Annotated in this window: 22 protein-coding genes; 11 read left to right on the top strand and 11 right to left on the bottom strand. The window is 41.4% G+C overall.

The window, feature by feature from the left end; all coding sequences use genetic code 11:
- Nucleotides 1-137 precede the first annotated feature (137 nt).
- The 4 genes from ACFSUO_RS09415 (at nucleotide 138) to ACFSUO_RS09400 (ending at nucleotide 5,485) form a co-directional block, all read left to right on the top strand.
- Nucleotides 138-1,418 carry an exo-beta-N-acetylmuramidase NamZ family protein gene (locus ACFSUO_RS09415; protein ID WP_382393393.1) on the top strand — a complete coding sequence of 427 codons (1,281 nt, stop codon included), beginning with the start codon at nucleotides 138-140 and terminating at the stop codon, nucleotides 1,416-1,418.
- Between the two features lie 345 nt (nucleotides 1,419-1,763).
- Nucleotides 1,764-2,645, top strand: a complete 882-nt coding sequence (locus ACFSUO_RS09410; protein ID WP_382393569.1) for a MurR/RpiR family transcriptional regulator — start codon at nucleotides 1,764-1,766, stop codon at nucleotides 2,643-2,645.
- Nucleotides 2,623-3,531, top strand: coding sequence for an N-acetylmuramic acid 6-phosphate etherase (gene murQ, locus ACFSUO_RS09405; protein WP_382393391.1), 909 nt, complete (start codon nucleotides 2,623-2,625; stop codon nucleotides 3,529-3,531). The genes ACFSUO_RS09410 and murQ overlap by 23 nt, the downstream gene beginning before the upstream one ends.
- 1 nt (nucleotide 3,532) lies before the next feature.
- Entirely contained in the window at nucleotides 3,533-5,485 is a 1,953-nt protein-coding gene (locus tag ACFSUO_RS09400; protein WP_382393389.1) for a glucose PTS transporter subunit IIA, read from the top strand.
- A 270-nt stretch (nucleotides 5,486-5,755) separates the two neighbouring features.
- Here ACFSUO_RS09400 and ACFSUO_RS09395 read toward each other — a convergent pair whose 3' ends face one another.
- Complete coding sequence (locus ACFSUO_RS09395; protein WP_382393387.1) at nucleotides 5,756-6,223, bottom strand: flavodoxin; 468 nt, start codon at nucleotides 6,221-6,223, stop codon at nucleotides 5,756-5,758.
- Nucleotides 6,224-6,375: 152 nt separating this feature from the next.
- Entirely contained in the window at nucleotides 6,376-7,254 is an 879-nt protein-coding gene (locus ACFSUO_RS09390) for a DUF7309 domain-containing protein (protein WP_382393385.1), read from the bottom strand.
- A 219-nt stretch (nucleotides 7,255-7,473) separates the two neighbouring features.
- Here ACFSUO_RS09390 and ACFSUO_RS09385 point away from each other — a divergent pair, with 219 nt between their 5' ends.
- From ACFSUO_RS09385 to rpoN, 3 genes are all read left to right on the top strand, one after another.
- Complete coding sequence (locus ACFSUO_RS09385; protein ID WP_382393383.1) at nucleotides 7,474-7,890, top strand: YmaF family protein; 417 nt, start codon at nucleotides 7,474-7,476, stop codon at nucleotides 7,888-7,890.
- Between the two features lie 87 nt (nucleotides 7,891-7,977).
- Entirely contained in the window at nucleotides 7,978-8,556 is a 579-nt protein-coding gene (locus tag ACFSUO_RS09380) for a Uma2 family endonuclease (protein ID WP_382393381.1), read from the top strand.
- 176 nt (nucleotides 8,557-8,732) lie between these two features.
- Nucleotides 8,733-10,061, top strand: coding sequence for an RNA polymerase factor sigma-54 (rpoN, locus tag ACFSUO_RS09375; RefSeq protein ID WP_382393379.1), 1,329 nt, complete (start codon nucleotides 8,733-8,735; stop codon nucleotides 10,059-10,061).
- 111 nt (nucleotides 10,062-10,172) lie between these two features.
- Here rpoN and ACFSUO_RS09370 read toward each other — a convergent pair whose 3' ends face one another.
- From ACFSUO_RS09370 to ACFSUO_RS09345, 6 genes are all read right to left on the bottom strand, one after another.
- A complete protein-coding gene (locus tag ACFSUO_RS09370; protein WP_382393377.1) occupies nucleotides 10,173-11,657 on the bottom strand; it encodes an aldehyde dehydrogenase family protein in 1,485 nt (494 codons plus the stop codon).
- A 123-nt stretch (nucleotides 11,658-11,780) separates the two neighbouring features.
- A complete protein-coding gene (gene dapA, locus ACFSUO_RS09365; RefSeq protein ID WP_382393375.1) occupies nucleotides 11,781-12,692 on the bottom strand; it encodes a 4-hydroxy-tetrahydrodipicolinate synthase in 912 nt (303 codons plus the stop codon).
- A 37-nt stretch (nucleotides 12,693-12,729) separates the two neighbouring features.
- A complete protein-coding gene (gene nhaC / locus ACFSUO_RS09360; protein WP_382393373.1) occupies nucleotides 12,730-14,157 on the bottom strand; it encodes a Na+/H+ antiporter NhaC in 1,428 nt (475 codons plus the stop codon).
- A 73-nt stretch (nucleotides 14,158-14,230) separates the two neighbouring features.
- Nucleotides 14,231-15,139, bottom strand: a complete 909-nt coding sequence (locus ACFSUO_RS09355; protein WP_382393371.1) for a proline racemase family protein — start codon at nucleotides 15,137-15,139, stop codon at nucleotides 14,231-14,233.
- A gap of 15 nt (nucleotides 15,140-15,154) precedes the next feature.
- The gene (locus ACFSUO_RS09350) at nucleotides 15,155-16,177 is read right to left on the bottom strand and encodes a proline racemase family protein (RefSeq protein WP_382393369.1); all 1,023 of its coding nucleotides are present in this window, start codon (nucleotides 16,175-16,177) and stop codon (nucleotides 15,155-15,157) included.
- Nucleotides 16,178-17,359 (bottom strand): NAD(P)/FAD-dependent oxidoreductase, encoded by a 1,182-nt coding sequence (locus ACFSUO_RS09345; RefSeq protein ID WP_382393567.1) that lies wholly within the window; start codon nucleotides 17,357-17,359, stop codon nucleotides 16,178-16,180.
- A 162-nt stretch (nucleotides 17,360-17,521) separates the two neighbouring features.
- On the opposite strand from ACFSUO_RS09345, the gene ACFSUO_RS09340 reads away from it, so the two are divergent.
- The 4 genes from ACFSUO_RS09340 to ACFSUO_RS09325 all read left to right on the top strand — a co-directional run bounded on the left by ACFSUO_RS09340 (nucleotide 17,522) and on the right by ACFSUO_RS09325 (nucleotide 21,176).
- Nucleotides 17,522-19,234: a sigma-54 interaction domain-containing protein gene (locus tag ACFSUO_RS09340; RefSeq protein ID WP_449280320.1), complete on the top strand. Its 1,713-nt coding sequence runs from the start codon at nucleotides 17,522-17,524 to the stop codon at nucleotides 19,232-19,234.
- Nucleotides 19,235-19,350: 116 nt separating this feature from the next.
- The gene (locus tag ACFSUO_RS09335) at nucleotides 19,351-19,626 is read left to right on the top strand and encodes a (2Fe-2S)-binding protein (protein WP_382393563.1); all 276 of its coding nucleotides are present in this window, start codon (nucleotides 19,351-19,353) and stop codon (nucleotides 19,624-19,626) included.
- Complete coding sequence (locus ACFSUO_RS09330; protein ID WP_382393367.1) at nucleotides 19,619-19,957, top strand: (2Fe-2S)-binding protein; 339 nt, start codon at nucleotides 19,619-19,621, stop codon at nucleotides 19,955-19,957. The genes ACFSUO_RS09335 and ACFSUO_RS09330 overlap by 8 nt, the downstream gene beginning before the upstream one ends.
- Nucleotides 19,950-21,176, top strand: a complete 1,227-nt coding sequence (locus ACFSUO_RS09325; protein ID WP_382393365.1) for an NAD(P)/FAD-dependent oxidoreductase — start codon at nucleotides 19,950-19,952, stop codon at nucleotides 21,174-21,176. The genes ACFSUO_RS09330 and ACFSUO_RS09325 overlap by 8 nt, the downstream gene beginning before the upstream one ends.
- 283 nt (nucleotides 21,177-21,459) lie before the next feature.
- Here the strand turns inward: ACFSUO_RS09325 and ACFSUO_RS09320 are convergent, their stop codons facing one another.
- The 3 genes from ACFSUO_RS09320 to ACFSUO_RS09310 form a co-directional block, all read right to left on the bottom strand.
- Entirely contained in the window at nucleotides 21,460-22,596 is a 1,137-nt protein-coding gene (locus ACFSUO_RS09320) for a M24 family metallopeptidase (protein ID WP_382393363.1), read from the bottom strand.
- Between the two features lie 130 nt (nucleotides 22,597-22,726).
- Entirely contained in the window at nucleotides 22,727-24,097 is a 1,371-nt protein-coding gene (locus ACFSUO_RS09315; protein WP_382393361.1) for a sodium:solute symporter family protein, read from the bottom strand.
- Between the two features lie 229 nt (nucleotides 24,098-24,326).
- Nucleotides 24,327-25,502, bottom strand: a complete 1,176-nt coding sequence (locus ACFSUO_RS09310; protein WP_382393359.1) for a metal-dependent hydrolase family protein — start codon at nucleotides 25,500-25,502, stop codon at nucleotides 24,327-24,329.
- Nucleotides 25,503-25,694: the final 192 nt, after the last annotated feature.

Genomic DNA, 25,694 nt, shown 5'->3' with positions numbered 1-25,694 from the left:
GTTCACAAACTTTTCACCGAAGTTCACAACTATTCCGCTGAAGTTCACATTTCTATCCGAGTAAACAGGGGGGTCCGGCCATCCAAGCCGGGAGGGGAGCCCCCGCAACCAAATTTTCCAAAGGGAGAGGATTTTTCGTGCGCAAATACCTGATTGCTTGTTTCACCCTTTTGCTTGTGCTTGGATCACTGACGGCCGTTTTTGCAGACAGCAGCTGGAACAATAGTAATAACGGAAATGGGAAAGCAAAAGGAAAACAGAAAAAATTCAAGCTCGGTGTCGACGTTTTGCTGGATGAACAAAAGGAGCTGATTGAAGGAAAGCGTGTCGGCCTGATTACCAACCCAACCGGTGTCGATAAAGAGCTGAACAGCATTGTCGATGTCCTCCACAATGATCCGGACGTTGATCTGACGGCACTTTATGGTCCCGAACACGGTGTACGCGGCAGTGCCCAGGCAGGCGAATATGTTGACTATTATATAGACGAAGCAACCGGACTGCCGGTGTACAGTTTGTATGGAAAAACACGCAAGCCAACACCGGAAATGCTTGAGGATATTGATGTACTGCTGTTTGACATTCAGGACGTGGGTACCCGCTTCTACACCTATATTTACACCATGGCCTATGCGATGGAAGCGGCACAGGAAAATGACATTCCATTTATCGTCCTCGACCGCCCGAATCCACTCAGCGGGATCAAAGTACAAGGACCGGTGCTTGATCCGGAATATAAATCGTTCGTCGGAAACTACCCTATTCCGCTCCGGCACGGCATGACCGTCGGCGAGCTGGCAAAACTATTCAATAATGAATTCGGTATTGGTGCGGATTTGACCGTCGCGGAAATGGAAGGCTGGAAACGAAACATGTACTACGAAGATACACCACTGGAATTTGTCATGCCATCACCAAACATGCCAACACCGGAAACAGCAATGGTTTACCCTGGTTCAGCATTAATAGAAGGAACGAATGCATCGGAAGGACGCGGTACAACCAAGCCATTCGAACTCCTTGGCGCACCATATGTCGATAGTACCGAACTTGCTGCCGCATTGAATGATTTGAACCTGCCTGGCATTGGTTTCAGATCCGCATCATTTACACCGGCCTTTTCCAAGCACAGCGGGGAATTAAGTCACGGCGTGCAGATTCACGTAACACACAAGCAATCCTTTCACCCGGTGAAAACAGGACTGCACATGGTCAAAACACTGCACGACCTGTATCCGGAAGAATTTGCATTTCGCGCCGAAAACAGTCAGGGTGTATCATTCTTTGATAACCTGATCGGCAACGGCTGGGTCCGCGAAGCCATTGAAAGCGGCAAATCCGTTGAGTGGATGGAAAAACAATGGCAAGATGAGCTGAATGAATTTAAAAAACTGCGTGAGGAATACTTGCTTTATTAGGTACTTATGCGGGGAAATGCTGAAGTTCACCATAATTTCGCTGAAGTTGTCACAATTTCGGCTGAAGTTCACAATGTTTTCGCTGAAGTTCACAATTTCCCCGCTAAAGTTCATCATTCAAACGAGCTAATCGAGTAGAAGTCACCACTACTAATCCACCTTCTATCTCATTAGGTACATCAGTGTCTTTTCCTTCTAGCTTAAATATCTATCCCTGCCCCCTGTTCTTTGTTATTTCATCTTTTGAAACTTTATACCAGTTTTATTATTTTTATTGATTTTTTATTTCATTCAGGATAAGGTTTGGATGTAAGCGTTATCTTATTCCGTATGGAGGTGTTATGACTGGAAGGTATTCTTTATAAAGTTCGAGAATCGCTTGACTATGTTAAACCATCAGAACGGGCTGTTGCAGAATATATTTTAAAAAATCCTGAAAATACGGTTGCTATGTCTGTTATTCAGCTTGCAAATGCCAGTTATGCTAGTTCCTCTGCTGTCATGCGCTATTGTCAGACGCTTGGCTATAAGGGATTTAAAGAGTTTAAATTAAAATTATCCGGTGATTTGACGGTTATCAATTTGCATGACCTGGAACAAGAAACATTATCACCTGGGGATTCCATTGACAAGATGATGTCTGTTATTACCAATACGAACATTCAATCCTTATACAGTTCATTGCAATTAATTCAACAAGACCAACTAACAGCGGCATATCAGTATTTAATACAAGCAAACAAAATTGACTTCTATGGTGTTGGCTCTAGTTTTTTGATTGCTTATGATGGCATGCAAAAGTTCATGCGGATTAATAAAGCTTGTACAACTTATAGTGATTTCCATATGCAAAAAGTTTCAGCCATCAATCTGAATGAGCATGACGCAGCCGTGGCGATATCATACTCAGGTGAAACACAGCAAGTCATTGATTGTGTTAAAATCGCTCAATCCAAGGGCGCAAAGGTCATAGCCATCACCAAATATGCGGATTCCCGTTTGAGTGACATTGCAGATGCTGTTTTATTTGTGGCCGCACAAGAAGATGAATTCCGAAGTGCCGCCATGTCATCACGAATTGCATCATTAAATGTGATTGATATGCTTTATACGGCGTACGCATACGAAAACTATGAAAATTCCCTATCCCACTTGAATCAAACTTATGAGATTGTACAGCAAAGCAAAAGGGAGGAAACAAAACATGGCAGAAACCATCACAACTGAAACACGCAATGAAAAAACAATGAACCTGGATGAAATGAGTACGCATGACATATTACATGTGATGAACCAGGAGGATAAAACCGTTCCGGATGCTGTCAATAACGAAATAAAGGACATTGAAAAAGCTGTTTCAGCCGTGATTGACTCATTTAAAAAAGGCGGGCGCCTAATTTACATCGGCGCCGGTACAAGCGGGCGTCTGGGAATCCTTGATGCCGTCGAGTGTCCCCCGACATTTGGCACTGATCCAGAACAAGTCCAAGGCCTTATTGCCGGAGGGGAGAACGCCATTATGCAGGCTGTCGAGGGGGCTGAAGATGACCCTGAACGTGCTGCGGCTGATTTAAAAGCCCTCCATTTAAGCGAAAAAGATACTGTCATCGGATTAGCTGCCAGTGGACGTACCCCTTATGTCATCGGTGGTTTGGATTACAGTAAAGCCACCGGGGCGCATACCGTGTCAGTCAGCTGTAATAAAAATGCTAAAAGCAGCCATCATGCAGATATTTCAATCGAAGTCGACGTCGGGCCGGAAATTTTAACCGGCTCAACCCGCCTGAAAGCAGGAACGGCGCAAAAGCTTGTGGTCAATATGATTTCGACAAGCTCAATGATTGGCATTGGCAAAGTCTATAAAAACCTGATGGTTGATGTGCAATTAACAAACAAAAAGCTTATCGAACGGGCAAAAAACATCATTTCACTCGCTGCACAAGTCGATTATGATACCGCTGCATCCTTCTTGGAACGCGCACATCAGAACCCGAAACTTGCGATTGTCATGATTAAGCTTCGGTGCAGCTATGAAAAAGCCAAACAAAATTTGGCTGAAACTGACGGGTTTGTACGTGAAGCTATCAAACTAGCAAACAAGGATGGTGAATGAAATGAATAATCAAGAACTGGCACAATCGATTGTTAAAAGTCTTGGTGGTGAAAACAATATTGCCAGTCTGACTAACTGTATCACACGTATCCGGATCAATCTTAAATCCCGTAACAATGTTGATTTAGAGTCTATCAAACAATTGGATGGTGTTTTAAGTGTCATTGACAACGAAACCATTCAAATTGTACTGGGACCCGGCAAAGTGACTAAAGTTGCCAACGCTATTCATGAGAATACGACGATTGATGTTGGTGTTGATGACACAGGTGACGATAGTGAGTTTGATATCGCCGATGATACGAAAGCCGCTTATAAAGCGAAACAAACATCACGGTTCCAGAAGCTATTCCGGCATATCGGGAATATCTTTGTCCCCATCATTCCGGGATTAGTTGCTTCCGGTTTAATGCTGGGAATTGCGAATCTGATTATGAACCTAGCCAACCCAGACGCAGGGATACTTGACCCGGCGATTCTTGATTCAAGCTGGTATCAGCTGCTTCAGGCCATTGGCAATCTGTTGTTTGGCGCACTTGGTGTATTTGTCGGGATTAATACCGCAAGAGAATTTGGCGGGACAATGGTCCTTGGCGGTATCGCAGGTCTATTGATTAATGCCCCTGTTTTAGATGACATCAGCTCGCTAAATTTATTCGGGCTTAACTTGCAAGTCAGTACTGGACTTGGCGGTTTGCTCGGTGTAATTGTCGCAGCCTATCTGTTTGCACAAATAGAAAAATTCGTTCGCAAGCGGGTAGCTGACAGTTTGGATCTTGTCTTGACACCACTTATTACGTTACTGGCAGGTTCTATTGCCACGATTGTGATCATTCAGCCAATCGCAGGCCTGCTGATGGACGGAATTACATGGTTCCTGGTTGATGTCATGCTGGAAGCTGGTGGCATATTAGGCGGATATGTCCTAGCCGCAACTTTCCTTCCACTCGTTACTGTCGGAATGCATCAAGGGTTGATTCCTGTACACTTAGAACTTATTGATCAATTCGGATCAACAACATTACTGCCGATTCTTGCCATGGCAGGCGGCGGTCAAGTTGGGGCTGCTTTTGCCATTTATCTCAAAGCAAAAGACAAGCGGCTAAGAAATACAATTGCCAGCTCACTTCCTGTTGGGATTTTAGGTATCGGGGAACCGCTCATTTATGGTGTCAGTTTACCGCTCGGCCGGCCATTTATTACGGCCTGTCTGGGTGCTGGCTTCGGGGGCGCATTCTTATCCCTCAGCAGTGTTGGAGCTATTACTGTCGGGCCATCCGGTCTCGTACTGATCCCACTAATTGCTGACAATAAGTATCTATTATATTTCATCGGACTTCTTATCTCATATGTTGGCGGATTTATCTTGACTTATCTATTTGGCTACAAGGAAGAAATGGTACAAAAACTTTATGGGGATACCCCAAAACCGCAGCCGAAGAAAGGAACACCCAGCCAATCAGCTCAGCAAGAAACAACGCATATCAGTAGCCCGCTTTCCGGCGATGTTCGCCCGCTGAGTGAACTGAATGATCAGGTCTTTGCCACCGAAGCGATCGGCAAAGGGATTGCCATTTATCCAAGCGAAGGTAACTTATACGCGCCCGTCAGCGGTACCGTCACAACCGTTTATCCAACTGGGCATGCTATCGGCATAACGTCTGACAGCGGTATAGAAATATTGATGCACATCGGCTTAGATACGGTCGAGATTAAAGAAAAGTTATTTGAATTACAGATTGCAAAAGATGAGACAGTTGAGAAAGGCCAGCTCTTATGCACATTCGATATTGATTCGATTAAACAAAAGGGATACGACATAGCCTCACCGATTGTCATCACCAATTCCGGTGACTATGAAAATATTAATCCAATCAACCAGCAGCACATCGAAGCAGGCAATATATTATTAACAGTCGACAACAACGAATTAGAACCAATCAAAGGGGACTAATTAACGTCGCGTAGGGGAAGGTGACTAATCCCCCGATTTCTTTCACACCGTCGTGTATCCGTACACGACGGTTTCTTTACAATAAATTCAACCACGTTTAAAATCCCAACCAATGGGAATAATCATACATGTAATGCCCTTTAATGACCCCCCTTTCGAAATAGAAAAAGGCTTGTCCCATCATAAGGTGGTGACAAGCCTTTTTCTTTTTGTTTTCCGGGAGTTGACGACGGATACCAGCTCGTGCATTCCCTAGCCTAGGAAATTCGCTCAGGCCTCTTCCTCCGTTCCTTCCACTAAATCACAAAATGCATCGGCAAACGCCTCGCATCTTTTCCTATCATCCTCATCCGGCTCCAAATCCACGATCAGCCGCTCCGATACCAGTTTTACCTGTTTTTCTACAAAGCGGTCACCCATAGAGTTGGCAGCTCCGCCGAATGTATCGTAAAAGGAATCGCCAGAACCGAACACACCCGCAACCATGCCGGTAATGTCGACGTCATCCAGTTCATCATAAAAATCTTCCGCCTCGTACGGGAGTTCCCCGTCATCCCACGAATACGTGCCGACGAGAACACCATCATATGCAGCCAGTTCCTCCACATCTATCGGATCAAGTTCAAACGTCTTCGTAACAACTTCATGCCCGCGACGCTGCACCGCTTCTGTTATGATGTCAGCCATTTGTTCTGTGTTGCCAGTCATGCTTGCGTATAACAGCAATACTTTCCCCATCACACATCCTCCGAAGTTCAATGACATTTTCTAGTCTTATTGTAATGTCATTGATAATGACTTTCAATTATTCAAGAGAAATAGAAAGATGTTTTTTCGGCGATTGTGACAGAAATGTGATCGTTGCAACATAGCATTTCATCCATGTCATACTAATAAGATGGCATACCCTCATGCAGCATGTCGATCACTTGCCGGATTAGCGGTAAAGAATCCTTTACTTCAAACCGCAGATTTAATTTGTCCATAAGTGGTGCTAAAAAATGGGCCGTTTTTTCATCGATCATGATAGTTTCCGGGATGCCTTTTATCGACTCCAACATCTTTAAAAATTCACCTTGCAAAATAGCGGGACTTAAGTCATTGGATACCAGGTTCTGATACATTATCAGCCCCTGCGTTTGATCAACCGCCAGGACTAATAACGGAAAAACCGGTCGTTCATCCGGCTCATTTTGAACAGGCATATCCATATACTCCATGGTAAACTCGATGGCTGCAGGCAGTTTAGCCAGCTTTTTCACCCTTTTCAATGCAAGCTCAGACACAGCAAGTGGAACTTCCGGGGCCTCTTCTGCAATATCTTCCAGCTCAACAACTTGATTTTGAAACACAACGGGCCCCTTTTCTTCGTGGGGAACTTTTACAAGGACCTCTTCATCAAACAGCATATCCGGCATGTCCAATCCATCCGTGATTTCCTGATAAACCTCCATTGACTGTTCCATCCCTAGAAGCATCAGCCTTGCTTCCTCGTCATCCATAAGCCATGGATAAAACCCAGGTTTATAGCTTCTGAACGACGGCCAGCTTTTCCGTCCGCGAAACGGGACATCATATGATTTAATGAGCTTGTAATCTTCTTTTTCCAGGTCGTCCCGATCCTCATAACTGAGCAGCAAGCTGCGCTGATTCACAACATATTCAAAATCGACTTCCCTCTCGGTCAATGAATCCATTAATGAGGCATATCCATCATCCCCTATGTAAACGGCCAGTCCAAACATCATAAAAGGTGGAGTTGCTGTCAATTTGAATTTTACGCCAGACCGGCATACCAACATGCTTTAATGTTACTTTCATCTCATAAATCATTTCATCACCTACTTTTTATTATAGTGTAGCATATTTTTGGTCTTTGGCGTGTGTTGGGAAAAAGATAAACCGGCACCCAATCACAACGACTTTCCAACACCGTACAAGCGCCCATTACATACCCTATTATCGATGAAATCAAGGAGGTATGTTTGATGTATTATGACTTTAGCCAGTACCCTTATGCCTGGAATCCGGCTACCAATCCCAACAGTATGCCGTACCCATACAGTTTCTATCCGGATGAAGCACCGCGGCACGAGCAATCCAAACAGAAAGCTAAAACCGGGCACACACATGCCCATTACGGCTCAACAACCTGTGACGACAAGCATAACCATCTGCATCCAGGCGTAACCAGCACACCGATTGAAACGGATGAAGGCCATGTTCACATAATTTACGGCAACACAACATTCGATGACGGGCATATCCATTATTATGAGGCATACACAAGTCCGCCAATTTCTTTGGGGAATGGTTACCACACACATTATGCCGAAATCACAACAACAGAAAATGACGGGCATACTCATGTGATTAAAGGCTATACAGCGGCATCAAAAAGGTGAGCGGGAATTATAAAACCCCCGCTCTTTTCTATGGCATATTTTTGCAAAGAATGTGATAATAGATTACATAGAAAGGAGCGAACCCGCATGTATGGTAAAAAGCGTCATAAAAAACCTGTCATTAACGAACCAGGCTGGACGGTCGATGACTACTATCAGCTGCCGGAAGATGGCAACCAGTATGAAATTGTCAATGGCATACTTGACCTCAAACCATCACCAACTACAACACATCAACGCATCAGCCACCGCTTGGAAAGAACACTAACTGACCCATGCGAAAACGACTACATCATCCTGCACTCGCCAATTGACGTTATTCTTTCCAATACAGAAACACGCCAGCCGGATATTCTCATGATCCACCGCAGCCGAGAGCATATCATTGAAGAACATGCTATTGTCGGCCCGCCTGATTTAGTGATTGAAATCCTCTCTCCCAACAGCGCAAGCCGGGACCGGATGATGAAAAAACAAAGCTATGCCCAGTTTAATATACCCGAATATTGGATTGTCGACTACAAGAACGAGGCAATCGAACAATATGTGCTCGATTCGGAAAGCCGGCAATATAAACTAATGGAAGTGTTTGAAGCCGATGACACCGTCACATCTGAGCGCTTGCCATGTGTGTCTTTTATTGTGAAAGATGGATTGAAGCTTTAATAGGAGTCAGACAGGTGATGCAAAACCAGCTTTTTCAAAATATATTTTCTTAATTTCAGGAAGCACAAAAAACGTCTATACAAATCAAGAAAATTCCGATAGAATAATGATTACCTCATATTCATAATATTCATTAAACCATATGTAAGCGCATTCGAATGTCAGGAGGAACTTGAATGGAAATCGGGTTGTTTCAAAAGCAAACGATGAACCTTGTGATGACAACTGAACTCAGACAGGCGATTTCTTTGCTACAATACAACACGATTAGTTTATCCCAGTTCATACAAGAACAAGCTGTTGAAAACCCTTTAATAGAGCTGGAAGAACAATCCATAGAGTCCCGCGTTGAAGATGGACTATCCTTTCCAAAGAAGCAAAGCCCGGGCCATAACGATAATGATGTCAGTCCGTTAGATTTAATTGCAGCGCAAGATCAACAGAATTTCACCGACGATTTGTTGGAACAGGCACAATATCTTAATATTGATGTTAAAGAACGAACTATTTTACGATACTTAATCCTCAACTTGGATGACAACGGCTATTTACCTTTAACAGCTGCTGAGGTTGCGGATCAGCTAGAGGTAAATAGAAAAACCGTTGAAAATTGCATTGGGATTCTGCAGCGACTGGAGCCGGTCGGTGTCGGCGCCAGAAATGTAAGCGAATGCCTGCTCTTGCAAGCAAATTACTATTATCCAAATCATCCGCTGATGCACACTGTTATAAAGAATTATATTGAAGCACTGGCGAATAAAAAATGGAAGGAACTATCAAAACAACTGGATATTCCTTTAAGTGATGTAAAGCAGATTTCCGATAATATTGTAGCACTTAACCCAAGACCATGTTCCGGACTTTCTGCCTCAAGCCTAAACTATTCGTACCCAGACATTACGATTGAAAAAACAGAAAGTAAGGATTACTCGATAGCCTTGAACGATCGTTATTTGCCCAAGATCTTCCTTAATCAAAACTATATGAATTTAAAAGACAGTAATCCAAGCACGTCAAATTATATTAAAGAAAATTATCGGCAATACCTATGGCTGATTAAAAGCCTTGAACAGCGCAGATCCACGATATTAAAAATCACAGATACTATTGTTAAGAAGCAGCATGGTTTTTTGGAGCACGGCTATTCTCATCTTCAACCAATGACATTAAAAGAAGTAGCCGAATCAATTGAGATGCATGAATCTACGGTCAGCAGAGCTACGAAGAATAAAGTTGTACGGACGCCAAATGGCTCTTATGAAATGCATCGGTTGTTCACATCAAAACTCGAAAAGAATAATGGTAGTAATGTCTCTTCTGCCCAAGTTAAACAATTATTGAAACAATTGATTGAAGGTGAAGACAGAAAAAAACCCCTTTCTGATCAAAAACTAGCCGAGTACATTGATAATGAAAACGGCATAACCATTTCCCGTCGAACAGTTGCAAAATACCGAGAAGAACTTAACATACTTTCGTCATCTAAACGGAAGATAATTGTATAAGATTAAAGAAAAATTCGAAAAGCATACAATTTCAATCCTAATTCGAAATGTTTGGTATTGAATAACATTAACATATTGAAAAGGCCGCCCTATAACAGGACGGCCTTTTTATCATTGCAGATTTACCCAAACACTTTTTACTTCCGTATAATTATCTAAAGCATAGTTACCCATTTCACGGCCGATTCCAGACTGCTTATACCCACCGAATGCTGCTGCAGGATTTTCCTGGTTGGTATCATTGATCCAGACCGTTCCTGCCTTCAGACGACGCGCCACCCGGTGACCTGTTCGGATATTTTCCGTCCAGACTGCAGCGGCCAATCCATAGTCACTGTCGTTTGCCCGGCGGATTGCTTCCTCCGTTGTATCAAACGGAAAAACCGCCACAACAGGGCCGAAGATTTCTTCTCTGGCAATACGCATATCATCTTCCACATCGGCAAAAACGGTTGGCTGTACGAAATATCCTTTATCAAATACTTTGTCACCACCAGCTGCGAGCCTGGCACCTTCTTCTTTGCCAATTTGGATATAGTTCAGCACGCGGTCAAATTGCTCTTTGGAAACGAGTGGTCCCATTTCGGTGTCCGTATCCATCCCGTTACCTAACTTCGTAGCTTTGGCACGCTTAGCTAACTCCTCTACCACACGTTCATAGTGCTTGCGGTGAACATAGACCCGTGAAGTCGCGCTGCAGTTTTGTCCGTGATTATCCATAATTCCCGAAAAAGCTGCATCAATTGCCTTTTCGACATCTGCATCCTCCAAAATAAGATTCGGTGATTTACCTCCAAGTTCAAGGGTTACATCCTTAACCTGGTCTGCAGCTTTTCGCATAATCGATTTGCCTACATCCGTTGAACCAGTAAACGCGAGCTTATCAATATCTTTATGATTTACAATGGCCTCACCAGTTGTTTCGCCATACCCTGGAACAATATTAACAACACCATCTGGGAAACCAGCTTCTTTTAACAGGCCCGCTGCATACAGCAACGAGAGCGGTGTCTGCTCTGCAGGCTTCAAGACAGACGTACAGCCTGTTGCTAGTGCAGCACCTAGTTTCCATGAAGCCATGGATAATGGAAAATTCCACGGAATAATCTGTCCCACCACACCAACCGGCTCATGCTCGGTATAGTTTAAATAATCAGGAGAAATTGGTGTTGTTTGTCCAAGGACTTTTGTAGCCCATCCTGCATAATACCGGAAATGTTCCACAGTACCATCAATATCATCTTCTAAGGCAATGGTGTACGGCTTGCCATTATCCAGTGATTCTAACTGCGCAAGCTCCTCTCTATTCTGTTCGAGCAAATCTGCAAACTTGTAAATTAGATGAGATCGTTCCGCTGTAGTCATAGTTGCCCATTCACTATTTTCAAATGCTTCTCTTGCAGCATTGACGGCTTTATCAACATCATCTTCCCGTGCTTCACTGACTTCAGCCAAAACTTCTTCCGTAGCTGGATTATACACTTTGAATTTTTCACCGCCCTCTGCGGGTGTATATGCTCCATTAATAAAGAGCTCCTTTTCCCCTTCCAAAAAAGCTTTTACTTTTGGCTTTAATTCTACTTGTGATGTAATCATGCGAACATCCTCCTTCAAAATTATGAATGTATAGTGAAACGCCAACTTTCACGGGGATTCAACCTCTCCGCTAGCCATTGACCCTCAAATGCTAAGCAGAGGGACTGTTCCGTTAAAGCTGGCTCATGATGTTGGTAAACCATCAATCGCTGCTGAATCAAGTGCAGCTAACAATTCTTTTAGCGTTTTATCCTCATCCTCTGTTAATCCCAGCCTTGGTTTTCTGGAAGGTCCACCAGCCAATCCTTGCAGATCCATCGCCCGTTTAACGATTTGTACATATTTTCCGGATCCTTCGATAAAGTTGCAAAGTGGAAGTACTTTATCATACAGTTCCCACGCCAGTTCCATTTTGTTTTCCTGTACACTAGTAAACAAGTCTGTTACTAATCGTGGTGCTATATTTCCAGCAACGGAGATCCAGCCCGTGGCTCCCACTAAAAGTGATTCAAGAGCCAAGTCGTCGGATCCACAAAATGTCTCTATAAAACCTTTCCCTTGTCTTGAAATATCACGTGCTTTGCCTATATCCCCACTGGACTCCTTAATATGGGTGATATTGCTGACATCACGGGCAACGTTTAAAATTGTCTCCGTCCCGATATCCACACCAGATGTAAATGGGTTATTGTAAATCATGACCGGAAAACGTACCGATTCTGCTACTGCCTTGAAATGTTCGTAAATTTCCTCATCCTTTGGGTGTGCATAATAGGAGTTGATCAGCAATGCTGCATCTGCCCCTGCTTCCTCGGCATGCTTTGTGTACATGATAGCATCTTTTGTTGTTTCCGCAGCGGTACCGATAATCAATGGAATCCGCCCATTGACTTGTTCCACCGCCAACTCAGCAGTTTTTAATTTTTCTTCTTTCGTCAAACTGACAAACTCACCGGTGCTTCCATTAACTGCAATTCCTGCAACGCCCTGCGAAATAAAGTATTCAATATTCTCCTTTAATCCTTCATAATTAACCTCTTCATCTTCATGCATCGGTGTAACGAGTACTGGAAAAGCTCCCTTTAATTCTTTCATTTTCACTACTCCTCCTTCATTAATTTACATTACTTGTTTATGAGTTAACTATCTTGGTTGTACGCTGGTTATAATCCGCATCGTCTGATTTCGTATACCATATAAACTTATTCGTAAAACCGTATAGGACGGATAGAATAATAACCAAAAAATTAAACCATAGAAAAGGTAAATAAGACATTGTTGACACACCTAAAGTAGTAGCCATGAATACACCACCATCAGACCACGGTACCATTGGGGTTGTGACGGTTCCTCCTGCTTCGGTGTTTCTGGAAAGTATTCGACGGTCAATTTGTAAACGATCATAATTTTCTTCCGTAATTTTACTAGCTGTAATAATTGAAACGTAGGCTGCACCACCAAAAAAGTTTCCAAAAAAACCAGAAAGTATTGTTGTTAAAGTTGTTTTCCCCGCATTGTCTGCCCATGCAAGCATTTTCAAGCAAATCACACGCAATATTCCTGTTTTCTCCATCACCCCCCCAACACCTAGGGCAAACAAGATTAAAGCAATAACGTCGAGCATAAAGGCAATACCACCACGATTTAATAGATTGTCAATGAACTCCACCCCTGAGTTAATCTCACTACCTTCATACAGAATGTTAATAGACTCCAGAATCCCTACTCCCTGAAACATAAAGGCCCAAATAGATCCTAATAATGCTCCGAATAAAATAACGGGTATGGAAGGCATTTTTAGTGTCAGCAGTATTATGACGATAGCAGCAGGTATCAGCATATGCCAGCCAATGTTAAAGTATTCTTTTAGTGAAGCCATGGTTGCTTCAGCTTGCGACAAATCACCACTGTTACTGATAAAGAAATACCCAGTTATCACAAATAATATTCCTGCTATCAGGAATGCCGGGCCACTGACATACAACATCGATTTAATATGATCAATTAAATTAACCTTGGATAGTGACGCCGACATTACCGTTGTATCTGATAAAGGGGAAAGTTTATCCCCAACATAACAACCGGAAATCACGGCACCAGCTACTAGGGGTACCGGCAAACCAAAACTAGCCCCAATTCCCATCATTGCTATCCCAGCTGTTCCCGCGGATCCAAAGGATGTCCCTGTAGCAATCGAAGTAATGGCACAAATAATGAATGCAGCTAGAAGGAAAATACTGGGATGAATAATAGTTAAACCATAATAGATAATACTAGGAACAATACCACCTGCAATCCATGTACCAATTAATGCTCCTACAGAAATAAGAACCAGTACGGCTTCTGACCCATCATAGATTCCTTTTAATAACCCATCCTGCATTTCTTTATAAGAATAGCCAATCCTCCAACCTACCAGCATAATCATAAACCAAGTCGTTAATAGAGCCAGCTGAATTGGTATACCAAATTCCACTACAAACAAAAACATAATCAAAATAAATGAAATTAACACAAACAAGACCTCTGGCAATGTAGGCAATCGCTTATCGGTACTCATCATTCCACCCCTTTGTATTCTAAAAAGGATCTTCCTTTACTTCCAGACTCGTGTGGTGAACGATGCATTTCTGTTACTTAAGCAGAAAGCCATACTCTAATGGGTCCTCTTGATCGTATAGAAACTGGTGTTCACCGGTAACAAATGCTTGTGTTTCAATAGAAAAGCGGTGTGCTGATTCCCCATCTTGGATGGCACTCAACTGACTTCCAAAAATGCTATGATTTACAATTTGTAATATCTGTTCACCTTTTTCTAATAGTGCAGTATAAATGGCAAACGTACTGTCAACTCCAGGCGACCGCAAAATAGCCCCATCCATTTCAAATGTGACAGACCGTACTTCCTCTGGGGAAATAGATTCCATTAGGATCATGCCATCAATGTTTTCTCCCTCCATTCCAGCAATATTTTGCTTTCCCCATTCCATAATGGAAGATAAATATTTCATTTCAATAGCTGGTATGGATTCAGGAAGTGAATGTAATGCATAACGCCTTAACCCATCAACTTCCGCTAATTGAAAAGCCCCATTTGACTTAATTAGGGAACAGTCGCCACTTTTAATCTCAGCTTTATCAACTATTTGTTTGTCTACATGTGCATTGACAGTATAAATACCATCAACTGTTTCTACCTCGTATGCACCATTTTTTTTCCTGGCTACATTTCCTGTTTCCAGCAATGCTGTCAGCGTTGCCATTAACCCGCTATAGCTGAACCGATTTTCGTTTTTATGATCCACAAACAACACAGCATAATCCGCCTTCATAGATGGAGTAACAATACACCCGTTAATGCCCCGGTGACCGCGGGGTTCATTTAATAAGAGTGCTTTTTCATGTGCGTAATGCTGTTCAACTTTCATTTGGTTTGTAGTTATATCATGTGTGTGAAACTGTATTGGTGAGTGAATGATTATCCGAAACGCCTCTCCTGCTACATGTGCATCGATGGTCGTAAACATTTGACTAAAGTTCATCTAGACGCCCCCTTTCTAATGTTCTTCCATTGGCGGGATTAATAGAAAACCTTCCCTTAGGGAATCGCTTACATTATAGAAAAAACGATGCATTCCCATAACCCATGCGGAGCCAGTTACTTCCGGAAGAACTGCTTGATAGTCTTCAACATTTGACACCTCGAGAATTCGTGCCTTAAATAAAGTACCCACAATACTTTCATAAACGAACAGGTCATTTACATCAAGTTCTGACTGTGTATGCAATACAGCGAGTTTGGCCGAGGTTCCTGTTCCACATGGTGATCGATCAATTCCGCCCGGTGGTACAACAACGGTATTTTTCAAATTTGCTTCTGGATGAACGGGATCCGTGAAAAATTCAATATGGGTTAGTCCCTTTATAAATGGAAATTCTGGATGAACAATTTGCTCAGACTGATTGATTGCATTTCTGATCGTAATAGCCTGATCAATGATAGCCGAGGCATTTTCAGTTGTTAGTTCCAACCCCATTTTTCGTGCATCGATAATTCCATAAAAGTTTCCACCGTAAGCAATATCACATTCCACACGGCCAACCCCTTCTACATCTATTTCAATGGATTTTAATAGAAACGAAGGCACATTGGCAAACGTCACTTCTTTCGCTTTTCCATTTTGTACTTTAATCTTTGTTTTGACCAGTCCAGCTGGTGTATCCACATTTAGGTTGGTATATGGCTCATTTACTTCTACCATCCCTGTTTCTATTAAAGCGGTACAAAATCCAATGGTGTCATGCCCGCACATCGGTAAATAACCACCCGTTTCCACATATATAACACCTACATCAGCATCTGGGTGACAAGGAGGAACCATCAAAGCCCCGGACATTACATCATGCCCTCTCGGCTCGTTCATCAAAAACTTTCTTATCCAATCATAATGTTCTTTCATGTAAAGCATTTTCTCCGACATTGTTTCCCCCTCTAATTCCGGTAAGCCGCTTAAAACGGTCCGAGTTGGATTTCCGCCAGTATGTGTATCGATAGTGTTAAATAACCGCTGATAGTCCATCTAATTTGTCACCCTCTCTTTAAAACGGTCATACCGCAACGGCTCTAATGGTATTGATGTCTCTTTTCCAGAAACCATTTCTTGGATTACTTTCCCTGTAATTGCTGCCAAGCTAATCCCATCCCCTTCATGACCTGCAGCAATATAAAAACCAGGGACTTCATCGACGTGTGAAACAATTGGCAGATGGTCCTCTGTCCATGGTCGTAATCCGGCATATGTTCGAATCATCATCATATCCGCCATTTTGGGATAAAATCGTACAGCTCGTTTAGCGATATATTTCGTTACTTCGTGATTTACCTTTAGGTCAAATCCGTTAAATTCTCTACTGCTACCAATCAAGAAATTTTGGCTTTCTGTTGGCTCAAATACGAGAGCTACCCCATATTTATCAGTTATGGGATCAACCACCCGTTCACCGCCAAATTTTGAGATAAGATAGCCGAACTCCATCACTTTTCTAAGCCCGACAGGTTGTTCCCTTGAAGCGACAATGAGTTGCCCTTTCCTGGGTTCGATTGGAATATCGACACCAAGCATGTCACCAATATACGGCGCCCAAACACCACAAGCATTGACCACTTGATTCGCTGAAAATGTTTCTTGATTCGTTTCAATGACAAATTGACCAGAACTGTTTTTCGTTACATTTTTCACTTCAGTATGGGTATGTATCTTAGCCCCATTCTTTTGAGCACTTTGAAACATGGAATACGTCAGCATATATGGATTAACCGTGGAATCCGTTTTGCATTCCAGTCCTCCATACAGATCATCAGCAAAATACCTGGATTCATTCCGCAAATCTTCCCGGTCAAGCATTTTAAATTCCAGTCCCGCCTCCTGCTGCTGATTAACCCATTTTTGAGCCGCTTCAAGTTCCTGGTCATTCTCGCAAACCAGAATACTTCCCGGATTACGATATTCAAATGAAATCTCTAAATCGTTATTCAATTCATGCACAAGCTGCTGACTTTTCAAGGACATCTGACTGTCAAATCCGGGATCTTTATCGATGGCTAGGATATTTCCGTCACACCTTGAAGAAGTGCCACTCGCCAACTCCTTTTTTTCGAGAACTGTTATATCCAAACCCGCTTTCGAGCAATAGTACGCAATTGCTGCACCCATAATGCCGCCACCAATGACAACAATATCTTGATGATGAAAGTTCCCCATAAAATCTTCCTCTCCATTTACCTTCACATATCTTAATGCAATTTCCATGCCAAAATAAATAATTCCGTCATTGCTTGGATTGCTATTGATTTTATAACGAAAACGTGTAAAAATAATTGGAAAGTGTTTAAATATTTATACAAAAGAAAGGAGTTTGGAGCAATGCGAATGCTTCAATCCATTCAATCCTTTGTAAATAATTATTTTGTTGTGGTTGACCACGAAGAAACTGCTACACATGAATTACAGAGACAAGTTGAAGCATCTTATTCGAAAAAAGTACTCCTACAAAAAGAAAATAACTTTTATGACGTCCGACTTTCAGATAATAATCCTGCCTACCTACTTTGCGCTACGATTTCATTTGATGATGACATCGATAAGGTATACGTCCGGTTGACCGAAAGCGAGTGCCTAGTCGTTTTGGACAAGCACCGCGAAATAATCGGCTATATAAGTGCTGCCGAATTGTGTCAACATCTATACAATAACTATCTGCAGTTAAATGCTTTTATTGATACGATACTTGATACAACAGATGAATCATGCACCGTTGTCGACCGGGACAAAAATGTTGTTACTTGGACAAAAGGTGCGGAACAGCTATTTTCAGTAAAACAGAAAAACATAATCGGAAGGCCAATCACCGAGTTTTTCAACCGGGACCGATTGGAAATCCTTAGCGCACTTGAAAAAGGAACTTCTGTGCGCCATCAACAACATAAAGCGAAAGAAAACCAAGTTGTGCTCATAAACTCGAATCCAGTCTACTTTAAGAAAGAAATTATTGGCGCCGTTGTCTCGGAAACGGATATAACCAGTCAAATAAGACTTAATAAAGAACTGTATAATGCTAGTGAAAAACTGTTTAATCTGGAAAAAGAAGTAACAAAGCTAACAGCAAGCGAAGATCCTTTTCAAAACATACGGGGTAACAGTCCAGTACTTAACAAGACAATTGACAAGATTAAAAAAGCAGCCTCTACAGATGCTAGTATTCTAATCCATGGTGAAAGCGGTGTTGGCAAAGAACTTTTTGCAAAGGCAGCTCACAACGTCCGTGAAGACAAGGAAGCACCATTCGTTGCTATTAATTGCGGCGCCATCCCCTCCCCTTTATTTGAAAGTGAGATATTTGGCTATGAAAAAGGGGCCTTTTCCGGAGCAGATCAGAAAGGTAAAAAAGGCAAAGCACAGCTTGCCAAAGGTGGAACATTATTTTTAGATGAAATTGGTGAAATGCCACTGGAAATGCAAGTGAAAATGCTGCGCCTACTGCAGGAGAAAAAATTTTATCCTGTTGGTGGAACAAAAGAAATTGAAGTTGATTTCCGTGTCATTGCAGCCACCAATAAAGATTTACAGGAACTCGTGAAGGAAAATAAGTTCAGGGCCGATCTATACTATCGCTTGAATGTCGTCAGCATGGAAATACCTCCACTACGTAAGCGACCAGCAGATATCATTGAACTAACCCATTATTTTCTACATGAAATATCCATTAAATATAACAGGCCGGTTGATGGTATCTCTCAGGATATCATGCAAGCATTACTCCGGCATTACTGGCCTGGGAATACGAGGGAACTAAAAAATGTCATTGAACGATTGGTAGTATTCTCAGAGGATGGAGAAATAAAACTGGATGAACTTCCATTTGAATTCGATACAACCAGGACTTCTTCCAACACTAGTCAATTCGAAATCAATCACAACGACAACCGCTCGCTGAGTGATAGACTTCAAGATGTTGAGAAAAACATCCTTTTAAATGAATTGGAAAAAGCGAATGGAAACAAACTTCAATGTGCGAAAAACCTGAATATCACCCGTGCTACACTGTACAACAGATTCAAAAAACTCGGGATAACTTAGGTGAAATTCCTATCAGTGTTAGCCCTTACTGCTCGTTTATTCAGAATACAAAATTATTGGCATCATTCTTGCATGTAATCTCATATAACTATTTATTATTTTCAGAGGTGATCCAATTGACCAATCATGAATTAATGGTATGCCGCTGTGAAGAGGTTACCTTTAAAGATCTCAGTGAAACCGCGGAAAAATATAATTGCTCAGCGAGAGAATTAAAGCTTCGCACACGTGCCGGCATGGGTTATTGTGGCGGCAGAACTTGCCGAACACTTGTTGATAAAGTGACATCTGATTTAGGAAAGGATTCCCGAAACCAGATCACATTAAAATATCAACCCCCTGTTCGCCCGGTCAACTTCGGTGACTTAAAGGGAGGCGAGCACAATGAGTGAGCGAATCATCAACCATCCTGTCCTTGGTCCGTTGGAGGAGCAAAAAGAAGTATCGTTCACATTTAATGGTCAAACATTACAAGGCAGAGAGAACGAGTCGATTGCAGCTGCACTATTAGCCAATGGTATACGCACATTGCGCCTTCATGAAGATAGCGGCTCCCCAAGAGGCATCTATTGCAACATAGGTCACTGCTTTGAGTGTCGTATAACTGTCAATGGGAAACAAGGTGTCCGTGCGTGTCTTACTCCATTACAGGAAGGAATGACCGTTCAAGGCGGTGGCCCGCTTCCTTCACCGGTAAGGGATTGGAGGGAATCACATGAATGATGTAATTGTTATCGGAGCAGGTCCAGCTGGATTATCTGCTGCAATTACCTGCGCGCGCCAAGGGTTACAGGTACTCTTAATCGATGAATATATGAAACCCGGCGGACGCTTGCTCGGACAGCTCTATGAGGAACCGGACGGAACCTGGTGGAATGGTATAAAAGAGTCTGCCCGATTACATCAGCAAGCAATCGATCTTGGAGTGCACGTGCAATTAAATACACCTGTTCATAACTTAGAACGAGACGAAGACCAATGGACTATTTATACGGAACAAAGAATATATTCTACTAATCATTTGCTGCTGGCAACCGGAGCAGCAGAATCCCCAGTGCCTGTTCCCGGCTGGACACTTCCTGGTGTCATGTCCGTCGGCGCAGCGCAAGTGATGACAAATGTCCATCGAGTGAAGCCAGGAAATAGAGGAGTTATCGTTGGAATTAACGCCCTTTCTGCCGTTATAGCATCAGAATTGAAGCTGGCAAAGATTGATGTAGCAGCACTAACCTTGCCGAAGTTGAACCAGCTTACAACTGATGCCGCTCAGCCAAAGAAAGTGATGAACAACCTGCTTCATGTTGCGCATATGGCACCATCTGCTCTACTACGGACAGGAAGCAAACTGATGAAAAGCGACTTAATGAAACAATTAGGTATTAACTTCTACCCTAAAAGCGGATTTAAAATGTGGGGGATTCCGATTCAGCTTCGAAAATCAGTTGTGGAAATTTACGGTGATAAACAAGTAGAAGGTGTGAAGCTGGCAGCCGTTCGACCTGACGGAGAAATTATCCCCGGTACAGAGGAGTCCATCTCCTGTGATTTTGTTTGTATTGCTGGTGGCTTATACCCATTGACGGAACTTGCAGCTGTTGCGGGCTGCCCATTTTATCTCATTGATGAACTCGGCGGCTATGTCCCGCTTCACAATAACCAAATGGAGACAGCTTTAGATGGTCTATACGTTGCCGGTAACATCACCGGGATTGAAAGTGCAAAAATCGCTATTGATCAGGGGACTGTGGCAGGATTGACCATTGCAGCCAACCACGGTGTCAACGGACTTGAGGAAGCCACCGAGCAGGCCATTCATTCGGTTGAACAAACAAGGGATGGGGTCCCATTTCAATTTGACCCTGATGTAAGACGAGGTAAACAGATTATGAAGGAAAAATGGGAGGAATACCAAGTAAACAAAACTAAAACACCGGTTGATTAAAAAAGAAAGTACGTGTTTGGGTGATGCAGCAGCATTCAACAGACGTGAAGCCCTAGAAAACTAGCCAAATCAAAAGGCCCATTTAGGCTTATCTAATGGGCCTTATTGTGTTTATAGGAACAGCTAATACAATTGGTGTCAGTATAATTCTATAAACTTGTTAAACATTGCACCTAAACTTTCAAGTTTCATTGTTAAAAAACCGAAGCCAATAACAGATCACAGATAGTTTTTCACAACACCTGTTCAGTGGACTATAGAATTCATATATACTTTCCCGGTATCAGTTATATGTTAAATCCTTAAGCTCTCTTGGGTATTCTGTTATAAGTTTGTTTCCGCTTTTCGTTAAGATTAAAGTATCTGAATGGCGGAAACCACCAATTCCTGGTATAAATATTCCTGGCTCTATAGTAAATACCATCCCTTCTTGAAGTACCAAATCGTTATCAAATCTTAAATATGGTTTTTCATGTGCGGATATGCCAATTCCGTGACCAACTCGATGATTAGCATACTCTACAAAACCTTCCTTTTTTAAAACGTCTCTTGATACCTCATCCACTTCAGCAGCCGTAACACCTGGCTTGATAAATTCCATTGCTTTCTGTTGAGCAATTTTGGCCGCTTCAAAGCCTCTTTTTTGATCATCGGTTAATTCACCTAAGATAATAGTACGTTCAAGCTCTGCCCGGTAGCCATTTAACGAAACTTGCCTACTATGAATAATAATATCACCTGATTGAAGTTTCCTTGTATTTGAAAAAACATGTGGCATGACGGTCCTTTTTATTCCAGAAGGCGACATAACAAATAAATCAAGTGTTGAATCAGGGTGATTCTTAGCTGTTTCCTCAAACAACGCCTTTGTTCCTACTGCATCCATTTCAATTTCAGTAATTCCTTCTTTACAAGCATTTAATGATGTACTAACTGCAAGATTAGATATTCTTCCTGCCTCCTCCATTAGTTTAAGCTCCTCGTTATCCTTCACATAACGCATCTCTACAATTTTTTCACCTAAGTCTACAACCTCGAAACCTAAACTTTTAATAAAGTCAACTTGCTGGGCGGGAGTAGAATCCATATCCACTCCAATTTTAGATCCTGCTGCATATTTAGATAGTAATAGTTTGAGATGTTGAAACGGACTAGTTCCTTCATGTGCCATTTCGGGATGCTCATAGTACACCAAAACATTATCTATGTTAGCTTCATTCCTTGCATGAATTTCCTCTAGAGCTGGAACAATTAGGTTAGTTGAATCGTTATCTACTAAATAGATAATTGGACGTGAATACATAATTGCTTTAAAACCACTTAAATAGTATTGATGATCAGGATTTGCAACAACAGTAGCAACTATGTTCCTTTCATCCATAAAAGATCTTATTTCTGCCAAACGATGGTTCACCTTCATTTAAATCACTCCCAATTAGTTTATATTTATTTATAGAGAGCTCCACATGGTTGTCTGTGAATATCGCTCCCGTTTTTGAAAAGCCTGTAGATTAATATTCATCTAATGTTTTTGGATAAGGCAAGGAATACTATTTAACTATTGATTTGTTATTATTTTGTTGTGATATTTTGTTTTTATTACTTGTTGCTAATGACACCACGATAAGTGTAAAAACCGATAGTGGCAAAGATACAATCACACTATTCCAATCTAAGGGCTTACTAAGCGCCTGTTCCCAAATAATGGTTGCACTGCCTCCAACTATAATTGAGGATAATGCCCCCGTAGCGGTTGCTCTCTCCCAAAAGAATGCTGCTAACACCACCGGTGTAAGCGCTGCTCCATACATGGTATAAGCATACATTTGTAAATCTAAGACACTTGGGAAAAATGTTCCCAAAAAATAGCCAAAAGCACCAAGACCAACAACTGCTATACGGCTTAGACGTAAATAGTTCTCTTGAGATAATTCACCTTTAAAACGAGCATAGATATCATATACAATATTTCCTGCACTTGATAACAAAAAAGAGTTAGATGTCGTAATAATTAATGCAACGGCTGCAGCTAAAATCAGGGATCCAATTGGCACCGGCACCCCATCTGCTGCAACTTGGAGAATTGCCATATCAGTATTTTCAAGGGATGGGTATAAAATAACAGCTGATGCTGCAATGATAATTACTGACATTAAAATGAGGGCATTTCCAAAGAAAAAACCAATAGTTGATTTACTTGCGGTACTCACACTTTTTGCGGATGAGAAACGATTGTACATATTCTGGTCACCCATAAGTAGTAATAATGTTGGTAAAAAAAAGCCGATTAGTTGTATTACCGTTAAGCCACCGGACCAAGTTAATTGATGTTTAGGTAACTCATTTGCTAATCCTGAAAACCCTTCAACACTGGGTAAAATAAAAGGGAGGGCTAATAATAAACCAAAAACAATTAATATAGAGCTAATTAAATCCGTATAGGCAACTGAGAACATACCCCCTGTTACAGCTAAAAAGATTACAAAAATCGCTATTAGCAACGTTCCCGAACCTTCAGAAAGATTTGTTATAATGCTTAAAATATTTCCTCCACCAATGAATTGGTACGATGCAATTCCTGCATAAGCAAGCAACATGAAGATTGAAGCAACTAAGCGAGTAGTACTCCCAAATTTAGTCTCTAAAATTTCTGGTAATGTGTTTTTTTCTAATCCTCTTACTTTACCAGCTATAAAGTACAAAATAATAATCCCAATTGGCGCACCTGCAAAATAAATTATACCTGCTAATGGACCATACTGATAGACAAAGCTAGCACCACCTAGAATTGTTCCAGATCCGACCCAAGTCGCTAGCAAGGTTCCAGCTAATACAACTCCTGGTAAACGACGTCCTGCCACTAAAAAATCTTCATTCGTTTTAACTTCTCTTTTGGCAAAATAAATACTTAGAAGTAACATAACGAGAACGTACGCCACAATTACGATTACATGCATTAAAATTCACCAATCCTTTCATTTCTATTTTTGCTAGACCTTACATCTAAAATCATTCTGATACAAAAATATTAACTATAAAAAACGTTGTTAGTATCTACTCCCAGCCATGTGTGACCGTTCAGTGAAATTGAACATTTTTAGCATTTAATTTTAAAGTCTAGTAAAGGATAGTTCATTATGCTGATTTATTCTAATTCTGATGAACAATTTCTCCACTCTTGTAAACTTGTTCTATTTTACTAAGATTCTTTAAATTATTTAATGGGTTTTGCTTTACTAGAGCAAAATCCGCAACATATCCTTCTTTTATTTGCCCTATTGTATGCCCTAAGATTTTCCCCGCATTAGACGTTGCTGTCTTTAGAATTTCTTTATTATCGGGATAAAGTTCATACATCTGTAGAAGTTCTTCGACAACAGCTGGATGTTTAACCTGAGGGGCTCCCGCATCGGTTCCACATCCAACTAAAATATTTTTATTAAAAAACTTTTTAAATGCTTCGCCATGTATTTTAACTATTTCCCTCGCTTTTGCTTGAGCATAATCTGGAATACCACTCACATAAGCATTTTGCTTATAAGTATATAATGTTGGTATCCAAGCAATGTTTTTATCTTTCATTTTTTGAATAAGTTCGTTATCCAAAAAATGTCCATGCTCTATCGTATCAACCCCTGCCTCAATTGAATTTAAAATACCTTCTCGTCCTATAGCGTGAGATGCAACTTTAAGTCCAAATTGGTGTGCAGTATCACATATAACTTTTAATTCTTCATAATTAAGTTCCGAATTTTGAACTGATTCACCTTCAGTTCTTCCATAAACACCTCCTGTTGCACTAACTTTTATAACTTTAGCCCCTTTATAAATTTGTTGACGGGTTGCCTTTAAAGCCTCCTGAGGGCCATCTAAAAAGCTTGCCCAAAAAGGATCATGTCCTCCCGTCATAGTTAAAGTTTTACCACAAGCAATTAAATTAGGTCCTTTACAAATTCCCCGTTTGATTCCCTCCGCAATATGCAGTGAAATATCTCCTACTGAACCAACGTCTCGAACCGTTGTAACCCCTTTATGGAGATATTTTTGACAATTATATGCTGCACGTATGACCATTTGTTCATAGGACTCTTTTTCTTGAGTTTCAACAGGATTAAGTGAACCATCCCACATCAAATGAACATGAAGGTCGATCAAACCAGGAACCATATATTGACCAGAGGCACTAGTTGTTGGTAAATCTTCCGGAAGTTCATGTTCAGGTGCTACCTTTTGAACAATCCCATTTTTAATCCAAACTGCGTAATCGGATTTTTTCATTAACTCTTCGCCATAAAGTACATTCACATCGGTTATAATTCGATCCACTAAAGAACCCACCTTTTAATTGTTTCTCGTATTCATAACTTTCAAATATCTAATGCAAGAAGAATGCCAATCTCTTAGATCAGGAAGGCAAAATACCTTATTTCCTATCTAGTTAGCAAATAGGAAACCAATAGTTCAAATATACCTAATGCATTGAAACTGTTTTAAATTACCGTTTAAAATCCTCTTTTA

The sequence above is a fragment of the Lentibacillus juripiscarius genome (assembly GCF_042685205.1).
Taxonomy (GTDB): domain Bacteria; phylum Bacillota; class Bacilli; order Bacillales; family Amphibacillaceae; genus Lentibacillus; species Lentibacillus juripiscarius.
This window is presented reverse-complemented; position numbering and strand designations above follow the sequence as displayed.

Bases quoted from the DNA above. Each gene is read 5' to 3' on its own strand.
- ACFSUO_RS09340 (WP_449280320.1), top strand. From the start codon at position 17,522: ATGCGAATGCTTCAATCCATTCAATCCTTTGTAAATAATTATTTTGTT.
- ACFSUO_RS09345 (WP_382393567.1), bottom strand. From the start codon at position 17,359: ATGGGGAACTTTCATCATCAAGATATTGTTGTCATTGGTGGCGGCATT.
- ACFSUO_RS09350 (WP_382393369.1), bottom strand. From the start codon at position 16,177: ATGGACTATCAGCGGTTATTTAACACTATCGATACACATACTGGCGGA.
- ACFSUO_RS09395 (WP_382393387.1), bottom strand. From the start codon at position 6,223: ATGGGGAAAGTATTGCTGTTATACGCAAGCATGACTGGCAACACAGAA.
- nhaC (WP_382393373.1), bottom strand. From the start codon at position 14,157: ATGAGTACCGATAAGCGATTGCCTACATTGCCAGAGGTCTTGTTTGTG.
- ACFSUO_RS09330 (WP_382393367.1), top strand. From the start codon at position 19,619: ATGAGTGAGCGAATCATCAACCATCCTGTCCTTGGTCCGTTGGAGGAG.
- rpoN (WP_382393379.1), top strand. From the start codon at position 8,733: ATGGAAATCGGGTTGTTTCAAAAGCAAACGATGAACCTTGTGATGACA.
- ACFSUO_RS09370 (WP_382393377.1), bottom strand. From the start codon at position 11,657: ATGATTACATCACAAGTAGAATTAAAGCCAAAAGTAAAAGCTTTTTTG.
- murQ (WP_382393391.1), top strand. From the start codon at position 2,623: ATGGCAGAAACCATCACAACTGAAACACGCAATGAAAAAACAATGAAC.
- dapA (WP_382393375.1), bottom strand. From the start codon at position 12,692: ATGAAAGAATTAAAGGGAGCTTTTCCAGTACTCGTTACACCGATGCAT.
- ACFSUO_RS09315 (WP_382393361.1), bottom strand. From the start codon at position 24,097: ATGTTACTTCTAAGTATTTATTTTGCCAAAAGAGAAGTTAAAACGAAT.
- ACFSUO_RS09325 (WP_382393365.1), top strand. From the start codon at position 19,950: ATGAATGATGTAATTGTTATCGGAGCAGGTCCAGCTGGATTATCTGCT.
- ACFSUO_RS09400 (WP_382393389.1), top strand. From the start codon at position 3,533: ATGAATAATCAAGAACTGGCACAATCGATTGTTAAAAGTCTTGGTGGT.
- ACFSUO_RS09385 (WP_382393383.1), top strand. From the start codon at position 7,474: ATGTATTATGACTTTAGCCAGTACCCTTATGCCTGGAATCCGGCTACC.
- ACFSUO_RS09380 (WP_382393381.1), top strand. From the start codon at position 7,978: ATGTATGGTAAAAAGCGTCATAAAAAACCTGTCATTAACGAACCAGGC.
- ACFSUO_RS09355 (WP_382393371.1), bottom strand. From the start codon at position 15,139: ATGAACTTTAGTCAAATGTTTACGACCATCGATGCACATGTAGCAGGA.
- ACFSUO_RS09320 (WP_382393363.1), bottom strand. From the start codon at position 22,596: ATGAAGGTGAACCATCGTTTGGCAGAAATAAGATCTTTTATGGATGAA.